12 protein-coding genes and 1 tRNA gene are annotated in these 14,672 nt (G+C 56.8%); 5 read left to right on the forward strand and 8 right to left on the reverse strand.

The features are described 5' to 3' along the window. Window positions 1-502: 502 nt before the first annotated feature. The 7 genes from GGQ68_RS21920 to GGQ68_RS21950 form a co-directional block, all read right to left on the reverse strand. A tRNA-Val gene (locus GGQ68_RS21920) sits at window positions 503-577 on the reverse strand. Window positions 578-596: 19 nt separating this feature from the next. Next, complete coding sequence (locus GGQ68_RS24490; RefSeq protein ID WP_246429504.1) at window positions 597-1,088, reverse strand: HU family DNA-binding protein; 492 nt, start codon at window positions 1,086-1,088, stop codon at window positions 597-599. 578 nt (window positions 1,089-1,666) lie between these two features. Further along, window positions 1,667-4,075, reverse strand: coding sequence for an endopeptidase La (lon, locus tag GGQ68_RS21930; RefSeq protein ID WP_183969798.1), 2,409 nt, complete (start codon window positions 4,073-4,075; stop codon window positions 1,667-1,669). A 240-nt stretch (window positions 4,076-4,315) separates the two neighbouring features. Continuing rightward, window positions 4,316-4,480: a hypothetical protein gene (locus GGQ68_RS21935; protein ID WP_183969800.1), complete on the reverse strand. Its 165-nt coding sequence runs from the start codon at window positions 4,478-4,480 to the stop codon at window positions 4,316-4,318. A gap of 118 nt (window positions 4,481-4,598) precedes the next feature. Further along, a complete protein-coding gene (locus GGQ68_RS21940) occupies window positions 4,599-5,690 on the reverse strand; it encodes an alkene reductase (RefSeq protein WP_183969801.1) in 1,092 nt (363 codons plus the stop codon). 114 nt (window positions 5,691-5,804) lie between these two features. Next, window positions 5,805-6,248: a response regulator gene (locus tag GGQ68_RS21945; RefSeq protein WP_183969803.1), complete on the reverse strand. Its 444-nt coding sequence runs from the start codon at window positions 6,246-6,248 to the stop codon at window positions 5,805-5,807. Continuing rightward, window positions 6,245-7,435, reverse strand: coding sequence for a sensor histidine kinase (locus tag GGQ68_RS21950; RefSeq protein WP_183969805.1), 1,191 nt, complete (start codon window positions 7,433-7,435; stop codon window positions 6,245-6,247). The genes GGQ68_RS21945 and GGQ68_RS21950 overlap by 4 nt, the downstream gene beginning before the upstream one ends. 260 nt (window positions 7,436-7,695) lie before the next feature. On the opposite strand from GGQ68_RS21950, the gene GGQ68_RS21955 reads away from it, so the two are divergent. From GGQ68_RS21955 to GGQ68_RS21965, 3 genes are read left to right on the forward strand one after another with little or no spacing between them, the layout of a single operon-like run. After that, window positions 7,696-8,913 carry an NAD-dependent epimerase/dehydratase family protein gene (locus GGQ68_RS21955; RefSeq protein WP_183969807.1) on the forward strand — a complete coding sequence of 406 codons (1,218 nt, stop codon included), beginning with the start codon at window positions 7,696-7,698 and terminating at the stop codon, window positions 8,911-8,913. After that, entirely contained in the window at window positions 8,913-9,707 is a 795-nt protein-coding gene (locus GGQ68_RS21960; RefSeq protein WP_183969809.1) for a glycosyltransferase, read from the forward strand. Before GGQ68_RS21955 ends, GGQ68_RS21960 begins: the two co-directional genes overlap by 1 nt. Then, the gene (locus tag GGQ68_RS21965; RefSeq protein ID WP_183969811.1) at window positions 9,704-10,525 is read left to right on the forward strand and encodes an NAD-dependent epimerase/dehydratase family protein; all 822 of its coding nucleotides are present in this window, start codon (window positions 9,704-9,706) and stop codon (window positions 10,523-10,525) included. The genes GGQ68_RS21960 and GGQ68_RS21965 overlap by 4 nt, the downstream gene beginning before the upstream one ends. Window positions 10,526-10,551: 26 nt before the next feature. Here GGQ68_RS21965 and tgt read toward each other — a convergent pair whose 3' ends face one another. Continuing rightward, entirely contained in the window at window positions 10,552-11,679 is a 1,128-nt protein-coding gene (gene tgt, locus GGQ68_RS21970; protein WP_183969813.1) for a tRNA guanosine(34) transglycosylase Tgt, read from the reverse strand. 169 nt (window positions 11,680-11,848) lie between these two features. Here tgt and GGQ68_RS21975 point away from each other — a divergent pair, with 169 nt between their 5' ends. Beyond that, window positions 11,849-13,606, forward strand: a complete 1,758-nt coding sequence (locus GGQ68_RS21975) for a glycosyltransferase family 2 protein (protein ID WP_183969815.1) — start codon at window positions 11,849-11,851, stop codon at window positions 13,604-13,606. Further along, window positions 13,603-14,538 carry a glycosyltransferase family 2 protein gene (locus GGQ68_RS21980; protein WP_183969817.1) on the forward strand — a complete coding sequence of 312 codons (936 nt, stop codon included), beginning with the start codon at window positions 13,603-13,605 and terminating at the stop codon, window positions 14,536-14,538. Before GGQ68_RS21975 ends, GGQ68_RS21980 begins: the two co-directional genes overlap by 4 nt. The last annotated feature ends 134 nt before the right edge of the window (window positions 14,539-14,672 follow it).

The raw sequence follows: 14,672 nt of genomic DNA on the forward strand, positions 1-14,672 counted from the left end.
GCGCCCGGCGCGCTTGCGCCAGACGGCGAAGCCGAATACCCAAACCCAACCTGCAGACTCTCGTTATAAGTGAGGGACCAGAAGGGGGCAGGTCATTTGGAATGCTTTGCTCCAGCATAACCAAGGCGGAAAATCACATCGCAAACGCCAGGAAACCGTTCGGACAAGCCGAGCCACCTCTGACTGTCTTCCAGGCCTTGAAATACGTTGGATGCGCGGTCAGGCGAAAGTGGAGCGGATCCCACTACGGGAACCACATCGAGACGAAACGTCTAGGAATGCGCTGATGACGGTGCAATTTGACGGCAACGACCATCGACCTTCAGGTCTGCGTTCCCGCAATGAGCCGCTTCAACGCACTTGGCCTGCCCATCAGAGAAGCCATCGGCAAGTGTACGTGAGGAAGTATGTGGCCTGGGGATACCCCAATTCACACGACAGCGGCGCCATTAAACCGAGTGAGATTTCACCAGTCTGCAAGATCTCAGCATCAATAGGGGAATGGTGGGTGATAAGAGATTTGAACTCCTGACATCTTCGATGTGAACGAAGCGCTCTACCACTGAGCTAATCACCCGGTAGCGCGGCTTTTAGACTCACTCCGCAGCCTGTGCAAGAGGGTCTTGGACAGAAATTCCGCTCTCTTCTGGCTGACGCACTCGGGCGTTGATGATCTGAGCATTGCCACCCTTTTTCATGCCTGTGACCTTGAGTTTTCCCAGCGGTAAAAGGTTCAATTCACGGCCTTCAGCCAAAGCTTCCCCCAAGACGGCGAGCGCCGCTTCTATGGCCAGCTTAGCGTCGCGTTTTTTCACGCCGGAGCGTGCTACGGCAGCTTCGACGAGCTCCTTCTTTTTCATCTCGGGCTGAGGAACGAGCGGCAGAGCTGAAACTTGAACAATCTGGGGCTGCTTTGTCTCTCGGGAGACGCCCCAAGTTTCTGAATCCTCGTGTAGGACGTTTTCATCTGTACCAATGGTTATGAGCGGGGGTTCGACACGCTCGATTATGGTCGCGATGCCACGTGTGGACGTAGAGAATTCACGCGTTTTAGACCAACGACTCGTCGGCTTGCTCGTGCTTGTCATGATACCTGCCTCTGATCGATTGTTGCGCCACGGCTCTCCGCAGTCACTTTTTTTTATGAGGCAACGTTAAACCGATAGGAGGTGCCCTGCCAACAGTTGCTTGCCTCCGAAATCCCGCATTTTAATGAGGTCTGGCCGTAGGATTTCTACGGCTGTTTTCAGCTTCATAGATGGGAGTATTCCGCCAATAGCCCTGTTGGGTCACTCGTTGCTGTTCAAGATCAGAGCATGAACTCCTCTTGTTCGAGAGAATGATTGCATAAGCCACTCAGATACCTTGCCGAGAAAACTCCACTTGTGAAGATGCTCTAGTTTTTCGGGATTATCCAAGTTTTTGACTGCCGGCCTGCAGAGTCAGCAATGAGCCTGATCTCGAAATGCTGGGTCCGTTCCGGAATGGATAAAAATGCGCCGCTGCTGATACTTACGACCGCGCCATAGACCGCCGGGAATTGAAGATTTTGAACCGCATTGCAAATCAATCTTTAGACTCGCAGACCCCGGTCCAAAGAGATTTTAATACGCCCGGCACGAGGACCGTACCGGGCGTACTATTAAAACAATCAGATCGCGCAGCTTCAGTGCGCTGTAGCGCTTCGATTGTCATCCGGCTTAGACGCCGCCGCTGCAGCTGCCGCTTCTTCTGCAGCCTCGTCCCATTCAATGGGTTCTGGCTTCGATACCAGCGCCTGCGCCAAAACTTCAGACACGTGTTTGACTGGAATAATCTGAAGACCTTCCTTCACGTTGTCCGGAATATCGGCCAAGTCCTTTTCGTTTTCTTCAGGGATGAAGACCGTCTTTATCCCCCCGCGCAAAGCCGCCAACAGTTTTTCCTTCAGGCCACCAATGGGCATGGCATTGCCGCGCAACGACACTTCGCCAGTCATAGCGATATCTTTGCGAACAGGGATCTGTGTCAGAACTGACACGATAGACGTCACCATAGCTAAGCCGGCAGATGGCCCGTCCTTCGGCGTCGCGCCATCCGGAACGTGAACGTGGATGTCCAGCTTATCGAACTTTGGTGGTTTCACTCCAATCATGGGAGAGATCGACCGAACATAAGACGAAGCCGCATCAATCGACTCCTTCATGACGTCGCCAAGCTTACCGGTGGTCTTCATCCGACCTTTCCCGGGCAGCTTTAGCGCCTCAATGTGAAGAAGGTCGCCACCAACGGATGTCCAAGCCAAACCCGTAACGACACCAATCTGGTGTTCATCCTCTGCCAGACCATAACGATGCTTGCGAACCCCAAGGAACTCGTGAAGATTTTCGGCTGTCACGACGACCTTGTCGGTCTCCTTCTTGACGATCTTGGTTACCGCTTTGCGCGCAAGTTTAGCGATCTCACGCTCCATGTTCCGCACGCCAGCTTCGCGAGTGTAATACCGCACGATGTCGACCAAAGCTTCGTCGGACACCTCGAACTCGCTCTTTTTAAGCCCGTGATTTTTCACAACCTTACCAAGTAAGTGACGCTTGGAAATCTCCAGCTTTTCATCTTCTGTGTAGCCGGAGAGCGAGATGATTTCCATCCGATCCAGCAACGGCCCAGGCATGTTATAGCTGTTCGACGTGGTCACGAACATGACGTTCGACAGATCGTATTCAACCTCAAGGTAGTGATCCACGAAGGTCCCGTTCTGCTCCGGATCGAGCACTTCAAGCATCGCCGACGCCGGGTCGCCGCGGAAATCCTGACCCATCTTGTCGATTTCATCGAGCAGGATAAGCGGGTTCGTGGTCTTCGCTTTTTTCAAGGCCTGAATGATCTTGCCCGGCATGGACCCGATATAGGTCCGTCGGTGGCCACGAATCTCAGATTCGTCACGTACACCACCCAGCGAGATGCGGATAAATTCGCGCCCCGTTGACTTGGCGATAGACTTGCCGAGTGACGTCTTACCGACGCCGGGAGGACCAACGAGGCAGAGGATAGGACCCTTCAGCTTTTGGCTGCGGGCCTGAACGGCGAGGTATTCGACGATGCGTTCTTTGACCTTGTCGAGGCTGTAGTGATCCTCGTCGAGAATGTTCTGCGCCCGATTCAAGTCCTTTTTCACGCGCGACTTGGTGCCCCACGGGATGGACAGCATCCAGTCGAGGTAGTTACGCACCACAGTCGCCTCGGCCGACATGGGGGACATGTTCTTCAGCTTCTTGAGCTCAGCTTCCGCCTTTTCCTGCGCCTCTTTGGACAGCTTGGTCTTGGCAATCTTCTCTTCAAGCTCGGCAATTTCGCCTTCACCCTCTTCGCCGTCGCCCAACTCCTTCTGAATGGCCTTCATCTGCTCATTCAGGTAGTACTCACGCTGTGTCTTCTCCATCTGGGACTTCACGCGGGTCTTGATTTTCTTTTCGACCTGCAGAACAGACATTTCGCCCTGCATGAGACCGTAGACTTTCTCGAGCCGTTCCGAGACGGAAAGCGTTTCGAGAAGCTCCTGCTTCTGCCCCACTTCCACGCCAAGGTGCCCGGCAACGAGGTCGGCCAATTGAGCAGGCTCGGTCGCCTCGCTGACAGCGGCCATCGCCTCTTCGGGAATGTTTTTCTTGACCTTGGTGTAGCGCTCAAATTCTTCGGCGACGGTGTGAACCAAAGCTTCGATCGCCGCAGGGTCACCGGGCATTTCAGTCAGGTACTCAGCCTTGGCTTCGAAGAAGTTTTCATTCTCAATGTATTCATTGATCTGAACACGGCTCTGACCTTCGACAAGCACTTTTACAGTGCCGTCTGGCAGTTTCAGCAACTGCAAAACGTTGGCAAGGACACCGTTGCGATAGATGCCTTCCTTGTCCGGATCATCCACCGAAGGGTCAATCTGGCTGGCAAGCAATATTTGCTTGTCGTCGTTCATCACCTCTTCCAATGCGCGCACGGATTTTTCGCGGCCGACAAAAAGCGGCACGATCATGTGCGGAAATACGACGATGTCGCGCAGCGGCAGCACCGGGTAAGAAGAGTTGAGTGGCTGTTTCATGCTCGCGTTTCCTGTTCTTGGCAGAACGCCCCGGCCCCGCATCGCGGCAGCTTGGGTCGTCCCCTGTCTGGAAGACTATATCTGGGGGTGCTCTGCTTGATTTTCAAGCAGGTCTTGCGACCCTCGTGTCAGCCTATTGCGAACAAGATGGCCCTTCCGAGCCCGCGGTGCAAGCGAAGGATATTTTGCCTTTTCCAGGTTGGCTTGCGGGGTGTAACCCCCGCAAGGACGCGGCCTGCCTCAGTCCGCAGCCCGCTTGTCTTGTGCAGCTTTCATCCGGGCGAGAAGCTCTGCTTTGTCAGCCTTGCCTCCGCGGGCGTCTTTGCCCGAGAGTTTTTTATTGCCGTCGTCAAACTTCGGAGCGCCCTTTGCACTCTTTGGATTGCCACTTTTGCCGTAGTCCATGTCGATACTCCTTATCGCTGTCACGAACGTCGTGGCAGGTTGGCATCCTCTATCGTTAAATGCGCGCGCGGCAAGCGCCAATCCGTCTGCCGCGCGCAACTGTGACTGATTTAAGGTATCATGCGTCGCTCTCTGGCAGCGTCGGATAATCGGTATACCCCTCGCGGCCCCCACCATAGTATGTGCTGGTGTCTCCTTCATTCAGAGGAGCGTTCTGCTTAAGTCGCTCCGCAAGGTCAGGGTTGGCGATATATGGGCGCCCAAAGGCAACCAGGTCGGTCAGGCCTTCCGACAAACGGGACTGTGCAAGATCGCGGTCATAGCCGTTGTTGGCCATCCAAGCGCCATCAAACTGGGTCTTGAGCGCCCGCAAGTCGGCGCCTTCCGGAAGATCGCGTGGACCGCCAGTCTGGCCTTCGATCATATGGAGATACGCAAGCCCCCTGCCCGACACGAAACCGGCAAGAAAATCCCCGAGGGCCGTAGGATCGCTATCCTCGGCGCCATTCGCGCCAGAATAGGGAGATACGCGCACACCCACGTGCCCGGCGCCCCATTCCGCAATGACGGCGTCCAAAACTTCGCCCAGCAAACGAGCACGATTTTCGAATGAGCCACCGTAAGCATCTGTGCGTTTGTTCGGACCGTCTTTCAAAAACTGGTCCAGCAGGTACCCGTTTGCGGCATGCACCTCGACGCCGTCAAAACCTGCGGCGCGGGCATTTCTCGTCGCGCTGGCAAAATCCGCGACAATGCGAGGGATTTCGTCCACCTCAAGAGCGCGTGGCGTCGACACGTCTACCATTTGCTCGCCGTCAAACGTCTGAACCCCTTCCGCGGCCACAGCCGAAGGCGCGACAGGTGCTTTGCCGCCTTCCTGAAGAGAGGTGTGGCTGATGCGTCCAACATGCCAAAGCTGTAGCACAATCTTGCCGCCGGCCTCATGCACCGCATTGGTAACCTTCTTCCACTGTGCCACCTGTGTGTCGGAGTGGATACCCGGCGTCCAAGCATATCCTTTGCCCTCTGGCGAAATCTGGGTTGCTTCGGAAATAATAAGACCAGCCCCGGCACGCTGGCGGTAGTAGTCCACATGCATTTCCATAGGGGCGTCATTTTCCATCGCGCGGTTGCGCGTGAGCGGAGCCATGACTATGCGGTTCTTCAGTTCGATCGCGCCGACCTTGATCGGATCAAAAAGACTGCTCATTAGGATATTCCTTCGAGATTGCTGAATGCCTTTGTCATGCTTAATGCATCCCAGAGCTGCAGCGTTCCCGTGCATTTCAGCACACCCTATGTTCCCGAAAGTCGATGATTTCCGTCACCCCCGAGCGCTCTGCCCCACTTTACCCGGCAAACGTTGCTCGCCGATCTCGATGGCGATGCGCCGCGCATCCAGATCAGTCAAAGGCTTGTTGAGGTATTCCCGCACAAGTTCGATAGCCTCCGCGCGCGCCTGATCCTTAGGATGCAGCGACGTGGTCAGCATGATGACCACGCATTCGACTAAATCGTCGCGAAACTCGGTTTTGATCGCTTCGAGGAAGTCAAACCCGTTCATCCGCGGCATGTTGATATCCAGAAAAATCACGTCAATGCGTTGTTCGGGGTTCGCACTCAGATGCTCCAACGCCGCCTCGGCCGACACGAAATCAAGGATCGTTGCATAAAGCCCTGTGCGTTTCAGAACTCGCCGATTCAGTTTCAGATCAATGGCTTCATCGTCGATACACATGGCCACGACGCCACCGGTGTCACTTGTCATGCGCTGTCCCTCCTATGGTCTTCGATGGGCAGTGTCACCGCAAAACAACTTCCCTCTCCCTGCCCGGATTGAACGGCGATGCTCCCGCCGTGCATGACTGCGATCCGCGCGCACAAGGCAAGCCCCAAACCGGAACCAGGAATATCATCGTGCCGATGAAGACGGCTGAACATGTCGAAAATCCGCTGCCGATACGCCTTCGGAACCCCGATGCCATTGTCGGTGACGGTAATACACACGGAATGACTGGTGGCCTCTCCGGTGCTGACCCTGACCACGGGGGGCACCCCCGGTCGGCGATATTTGATCGCGTTGGCAATCAGGTTCTGCAACAGCAACCGGATCTGGGTGCGTGCCGCTAGAATGACCGGCAGTGGGTCAATGACAACCTCTGCACCGGTGTCGTCGATCATGGCACGAAAATCGCCGCGCACTTCTTCCGCGACTTCGCGAACATTAACCATGGAGATCTGTGCGTCGCCTTTTGCCAGTGTGGCGAAATTCAGCACATCATCCACCAGCGTCTGCATTCGGCCCATTGTCGCAAAGGCATGACCGAGCAAATCAATTTGCTCCTCGTCAAGTGTGTCACCGTCACGCAAAACTTCTTCTACGAGACGGCGGGAGGTTTGCACGGGAGCCTTCAGGTCGTGAGCAAGGCTGTAGGCCAGTGCCTGCATTTCGTCCGTGGCGAGCCGCAACTTGCGGCTTTCCGCCTCGAGTGCCCGTTGCTCCGCCCGTTTGAGCGACGTGACATCGTTATGCGCACCCAACATGCGGATAGCGCGGCCCTTTTTGTCTCGTACGGCGATACCACGGCACCGTACCCAGACGGTCGACCCATCCGCGTGCCGATATCGCACGATCTGATCGTAGGGGTGAGAGGAATCTGCGCAGTGTTTTTTGAAATTATCCAGCGCTACCGCCAGATCATCTTTGTTGATAATATCCTGCCACTCGGCCGGGCTGTGTTGGCGCGTCTTGGGATCGATGCCGAGGGTCTGCCAGAACTCCGGACTCATCCACTCGTCGTTGGGGTTCTCAATATTCCAATACCAGACGCCGTCCAGAGAACCGCGCTGGATGAAGCGCCAAGCCTCCAGATCATTTTGCAACAGGTCGTTGAGTTCCTGTTCAAGGTAATGGCGAGACGCCTCACATTGAGCTGGTTTGTCAAACGTCATCATGCCTCCGCAATCACAAGACGCGACTCTAGACTTGGACTTTTAAGCAAACGTGAATGCCGTACAGTGGTAACGTATGGCTTCGCACCCTGACCGGGAGACTGTGGCGAAAGCATATCAATAGTGCGCCCCAAACCAGTAAACAGGCCGAAATTGCGCGGCTTCCAGACATCAAAACTGTATCAATTCAGAAATATTTCATTTTACTTAACCCGACGACCAACGTAGCCACAGCGCAAGACATGCAAGCAGGAGCTTTCCAAATGCGTATCGCGATCCTTGGCGGCGACGGTTTCGTCGGCTGGCCAACCGCCCTACACCTCTCCAACGCCGGACACGAGGTGCACATCCTAGACAACCTGTCCCGTCGGTGGATCGACACCGAATTGGGTGTGCAATCTCTGACCCCGATGGATTCCATTCAGGAACGGTGCCGCATCTGGAAACAGACCTCCGGTGAGACCATCCATTTCCATCTGCTCGATCTCGCCAAGGAATACGAGCGGCTCAAGCAGTGGCTGGCGGAAACGAAACCGGATGCCATCATCCATTTTGCCGAGCAACGCGCGGCGCCCTATTCGATGAAAACCGATCGTCACAAGGTTTACACCGTAAACAACAACACGAATGCGACGCATAACCTGTTGGCTGCGATGGTAGAATCCGCGCCCGGCGCACATCTTGTGCACCTTGGAACCATGGGGGTTTACGGTTATTCCAGCGTTGGTGCGCCGATCCCAGAGGGCTATCTGGACGTGCAGATCGACACGCCCAATGGTCCCAAGGAGCAGGAAATCCTGTACCCGACGCGCCCCGGTTCGATCTATCACATGACCAAGTCGCTCGATCAGATCCTGTTTCAGTTTTACGCGCAAAACGATGGGCTTCGGATCACGGACCTGCATCAAGGCATTGTCTGGGGCACCCACACAGATCAGACCCGCAAGCACGAACAGCTTATCAATCGCTTCGACTACGATGGCGACTATGGCACTGTGCTCAATCGCTTCTTGATCCAGGCGGCAATCGGCTATCCGCTGACCGTTCATGGCACCGGCGGACAAACCCGCGCCTTTATTCACATCCAGGATTCCGTGCGCTGCATCGAACTGGCGCTCGGTGACGCGCCCGCATCCGGCGACCGTGTGAAGATTTTCAACCAGATGACAGAAACCCACCGCGTCCGCGACCTTGCGGATCTGGTGGCCAAACTGACCGGTGCAAAGGTCAAGAACCTCCCCAACCCCCGCAAGGAAGCGCCGGAAAACGACCTGATCGTCGACAATGATCAGTTCCTTGCGCTCGGACTAAACCCCACCACCCTCGCCGAAGGTCTGCTCTCCGAAGTTGTAGACGTAGCCAAGAAATATGCACACCGCATCGACCGCTCTCGTGTGCCTGCCGTCTCCGCCTGGACAAAGGATATAGCAAAGACCCTCGATCGCGACCCTGAGGGCAAAGATCTGCGCGAAGTTTCCTGATGAAGACTGCCTATGTAACCTTGGTCTCTAACGCCGATTTTGCGTTAGGGGCCAAAGCACTGCTCAATTCTCTTAATGTAACAGGCACGCAGTCGGAGTGTGTTGTCTTGCACACCGGTGGCGTGCCGTCCGAAGCGCTGGACCCGTTGGTGGCTTTGGGTGCAAAGATGATAGCCGTGGACCACTTGCCGGTGTCGGATGCGTTCAACGTGGCCCACTCCAAGCAGGAAATTCACGGAAAGAACCCCTTCACCAAAGGCGAAAAACCGGCCTTTCACACGCCACTCGACAACTTCTGCAAGTTGCGGCTTTGGCAGTTGCCCTACGACCGCGTCGTCTTTCTCGATGCCGATACCTTGGTTCTGCGCAATATAGACGTGTTGTTCGACTACCCTGAATTCTGCGCCGCACCGAACGTCTACGAAAGCCTCTCGGATTTCCATCGTCTGAACTCCGGCATCTTCACCGCACGCCCATCTCAGGAGACATTCGACGCCATGCTCCGGCGCCTTGATGCGCCCGGTGCGTTCTGGAAGCGTACCGATCAGACCTTTCTGGAAAGCTTTTTCCCCAGCTGGCATGGCCTGCCTGTGACGTTCAACATGCTGCAATATGCATGGTTCAATCTGCCGGACTTATGGCGGTGGGACAGTATAAATGTCGTGCATTATCAATACGAAAAACCATGGCAAGACCACGCCAAGGTGGAACAGCTTCGACCGTTGATCGAACTCTGGCGCGCCTATGCAGAGGGCACCCCCCCTGACCTGACGACACTGGCCAACCCCACATGATCGCTTTGACTGGTGCAACCGGGCTGGTGGGCCGCTGGCTTTTACCTTTAGCCGATTTGACCTTTGGCCGCGGGCCTGCGGGCAAGCGACACAGGGACTACAGTCTCACCGGTCCTCCCCCTGACTTGACCGGCGTCACAACACTTATTCACGCCGCGTTTCAGCATGAGCCGGGGCGCTATCGAGGCGGTGAGGGCGACAATCCGGAGGGCTTCATAGAAGCCAACTTACACGGCACCCTGAGGTTATTCGATGCCGCCGCCGACGCAGGCGTTGAGCGCGTCATTTTTCTGTCATCACGCGCTGTTTTCGATGGGCTGCCGCCGGGCACCAACCTAAGCGAAGACCTCACGACAGAGCCGAAGTCACTCTACGGGCAGGTCAAAGCCGCGGCTGAAACCCGCCTGTTCAGCCTCCCAATGGTAGGCATATCTCTCCGCGCCACAGGGATCTATGGTCCCGGCAAGGATCACAAATGGACCGGGCTTTTTGCAGACCATCTGAACGGCAGGCCCGTCGCGCCGCGTCGCGGTACAGAGGTCCATGGTACAGACCTCGCTCAAGCGGCCCGGCTCGCGCTCACGTCGGCGACCTCGGGCGCAATGCATGTGTCGGATATCTTCCTCGACCGGCACGACCTGTTGACCGAAGTGAACCGGCTTACAGGCTGCAAAATCGCCCCGCCCACCCGCGCCACATCGCCCGTCAGTCCTTTGATTTGTGACAAGCTCCGGAGCCTCGGCTGGACGCCCGGCGGTATGAACCTGCTACGAAGCAGCCTTTCGGAAATGCTGCCTGAGACTGCGGCACGGACGTAGCGCGGGGGCTTCCCCCGTCCGTGCGCTCATAGCAGCTCGATATCGCCCGAACCGAACTCAGCCTCGAAATCCGTTTGAAATGATGCAAAGCGCCCCTCGGAAATCGCCGCTCGCATCCCCGCCATAAGCTCCTGATAGTAGTGCAAGTTGTGCCATGTCAGGAGAGTACCGGCGATCATTTCCTTGGACCGCGTGACGTGGTGCAGATAGGCGCGCGAGTAACTTTGACAGCACGGGCAGCTGCAATGTTCATCAAGCGGGCGCGGATCGTCAGCATGGCGGGCATTGCGTAAATTGACTTGGCCGCGCCGTGTCCAGGCCTGCCCTGTGCGGCCCGACCGGGACGGCAGCACGCAGTCCATCATGTCGATCCCACGCGCGACCGCACCGACGATATCCGCGGGCTTGCCAACCCCCATCAGGTAGCGCGGCTTATCCTCGGGCAGCTGGTCCGGCGCGAAGTCGAGACAGCCGAACATGGCCTCCTGCCCTTCACCCACTGCAAGCCCGCCCACGGCGTAGCCGTCAAAGCCGATCTCTGTCAGTGCCTTTGCAGATTCTTCGCGAAGGTCCTGCTCAAGCCCCCCTTGCTGGATGCCGAACAGCATGTGACCGGGACGATCACCAAAGGCCTCTCGCGAGCGTTTGGCCCAACGCATAGAGAGCTGCATGCTCTCGTTGAGGCGCGTGCGGTCCGCCGGGAGCGCCGGACATTCGTCAAAGGCCATGACGATGTCCGAGCCAAGCAGCCTTTGAATTTCCATTGAGCGTTCAGGCGTCAGGTCATATTTCATGCCATCAATATGGGACCGAAAGGTCACGCCTTTCTCCGTCAGCTTACGCAGCGACGCGAGAGACATGACCTGAAATCCACCCGAATCCGTGAGGATCGGCCGCTGCCAATTCATGAACTTGTGCAAACCGCCAAGCTGCGCCACGCGCTCCGCCCCGGGACGCAGCATCAGATGATACGTGTTGCCCAGCAAGACATCGGCTCCGGTGGCGCGCACGTTCTCTGGCAGCATTCCTTTCACAGTGGCCGCTGTGCCCACCGGCATGAAGGCCGGGGTCCGGATATCGCCCCGAGGGGTGGAAATCACGCCGCACCGCGCCTTGCCGTCGCGCGCGTTCAGGGAAAACGATGCTGCACCCATGGCTGCCTCCAAAACTTGTGTCGCGTCCAACTACGCGGTTCATCCGTCGGATGCCAGCGTTCCAGTTTTCCATCTGGATGAAGATTATGCTTAAAGCGCCCTGAAACTGCCGAATTCTACATTCAAAAGCAACTTGCCCCGCCCCAAACTATGTCCCACCTTCGTGATTATGAGCAGCCCTCCCCGTCGTATCGCCGCCCTGCTGACCCAATACGAAACCCGCCGCGATGCCATCGACTGCGCGGAGGGCGAAGGTCTGCCCGATCCTGATATGGATCTTCATCCGTTGACCCTGCAGATTGTCGCTGATCCAAACCTTGATCCGACTTGGAAAGCCCCGTTTCGTTCCGGATTTCACCGCAAAAGCCACGCAATACGACAAGAATTGCAGGGTCTGAGCGAGCTATGTAGCCTACACGGCATGTTGATCGCACATCTGCGCAAGCGCGATATTCCCGAACATGCGCCTGTTTTGTTCCACCGACTGTGGGCTGAGCACTGCGATCATTTGTTGACACATCTGGACTCGCGATGGCTGGTGTCCGCCGTCACGACCTTCGGCGATCATGGGCTGACCGCGGAACAGCGCTGCACCGGACTGGCGCTGTCTACGTTGTTCAGCATGATGAAACTGTATGAGACGGAGCGGCTGTATTCTGACCACGCGCCGGATCAGCCATTCTCTGCGCGCCACCGGCAAAAGGCAGACCTGCCGCTGGATATGGATCCATACGCGTTGGTCGGGGGTGGGCTGGATGTGAACACTCTTGCACGGCTCTGGACAGAAGCCGCTAGGGACGCCGTCATAGCTCCATTGGCACATCATCTTTTGCACACGTTGCTCGACGATAAACGTGCGCTTTTTTCCCGTCTGGCCGAGATGCGTGCAGAGAAGGAAACAAAGCGTGCGCAAAAGCCCCATAACGCCTCACCGCGGCCGGGTGCAAAGCAGCCGCCAGAGACCCGTCAAAACGCGCCCGTCGACCAAAGCCAATTGCCCGCCAGCGTCGCCGAACTGCGCTGGGGCCTCGTGACCACCACCAATGCACCCCTGGATCAGATCGCACGATTTGCCGCGCACCACATCGACCTCGGCGTGGAACGGCTGCATATCTATCTGGACAAGCCGAACCCCGAGGCCGAAGCCTTCCTTACTCACCCACGCATTCACCTGATCTCGACCGATGCAGCCTATTGGGATGGCCATGCAAAGTCTCGGCCCGATGCACATCAGCTGCGCCAAGCCTTCAACGCCACGCGATGTCTGCATGGCCCCGCTGCCCAGCACCATTGGCTGGGTCATATAGATGTGGACGAATTCCTGCTGTGCGAAAAACCAATTGCTCAGCTGCTGTTTGATGCGCCCAATAGCGCGGCTTTTGTCCGTATCCCTCCGGCAGAGGCATTGGCCTGCGCAGGACCGCCCCGCCATTTCAAGCTGACCCATGCGCAGGCGAATGTGAAAAAGGCGGAACTGCAAGACATTTATCCGACCTTCGGAATGCACCTGTACGGTGGCTTTCTGTCCCATACGTCAGGCAAAATCTTTGCCCGGACCGGCATCCCCGACACTCGTTTAGGGATCCACGCGCTCAAGTACAAAGGCCAGGACGCCGGCAACCGCTACAAGCCGAATGGCCTGCTGCTTGCTCATCTCCACACGCCCAGTTGGGACCACTTCATGGCACATCTCGACTTTCGTCTGGAAAAAGGTTCCTACCGCCCGCGGTCCGAGCGCCCAGAATTGGGGCAAGCGGAATTGCTGCGGTTCTTGCAGCAAGAGGACGGCGGTCTACGCGCGTTTTTTGACGAGGTGGTCGCCGACACACCCGACCTGCGCGAACGGCTGGGCAAACGCGGTATGCTGATCACCCGGGACCTTGCCCTCGATGCCAAGGTCGCGCGCGTTTTCGGACGTCTGCCATGATCCGTTGGGGCACTGTCTCCACGGTCAAAGCATCGCTGGATGCGATCCAGCGCTTTGCTGCTTGGCATCTCGAACACGGCGCGCATCGCATTTACCTCTATCTGGATGACGATGTGCCAGAGACACTGGCCGCCTTGAAAACTCATCCTAAATTACGCGTAATACACACCGATGCGGCGTATTGGGCCAAGCGCAATGGCCGTCCGGTCAAACATCAAACGCGCCAATCCCTGAACGCCCGTCACTGCAACAATCGCAAAGTCGAGGTGGATTGGCTCGCCCATATAGACGTGGACGAGTTTCTCGTGCCGACCCGTCCCATCGGCGACCAATTGGCCGGCCTGCCTGATGGGGCGCTCTGCGCCCGCATCCGCCCGATAGAGGCGTTGGCCCCCGGCCCCGGCACCACTCCCGGCGAGACGGTGTTCAAAGCCTTCCACATTGATCAGGCCAAACGCCAAAAAGCGGCTGAAGATTGCTTTCCCAATTTCGGCGCTCACCTCTCCGGCGGCTTTCTCAGCCATGTGGCGGGGAAACTCTTCTTCCGCACCGGACTGAAGGGGCTCCAAATCAAAATTCACAACGTGAGCCTGAACGGCGCGCAAAACCCCGGGCAAGAGGCCTTGCCCGACACGGAACTCGCTCATTTTCATGCCGACAGCTGGGAGCATTTCCGACATGCCTACCGTTTCCGGCTTGATCGAGGCTCTTATCGCGACGAGCTGAAGCCACAGGTCCGCAGAACCGGGGCGTTGTCTCATCACGAGCTTTTCAATGCCTTGGAGGCACAGGGCGGCGAACAGGAACTGCGCAAATTCTTCAACGAAGTCTGCTTGGCAACCCCAGGCCTGTGTGATCGCCTCACCAAGCACGGGCTGCTGCGCAGACACCGGATGGACCTAGAAACACTGCGCGACAAACACTTCAGTTGATCGAGATCTGAAAACCGTCTTCAATTCGGGAAAAACAAGCCAAACCGGTCCTAAAGGCCACGCTTGATTGACCTTTCGCGTTTTTTTTACTATAGGACGCGCAGGGGATGAAATCGACAAGAGGTCGGGCCGAC

Origin of the sequence: Sagittula marina (assembly GCF_014196795.1) — a bacterium.
Lineage (GTDB): Bacteria > Pseudomonadota > Alphaproteobacteria > Rhodobacterales > Rhodobacteraceae > Sagittula > Sagittula marina.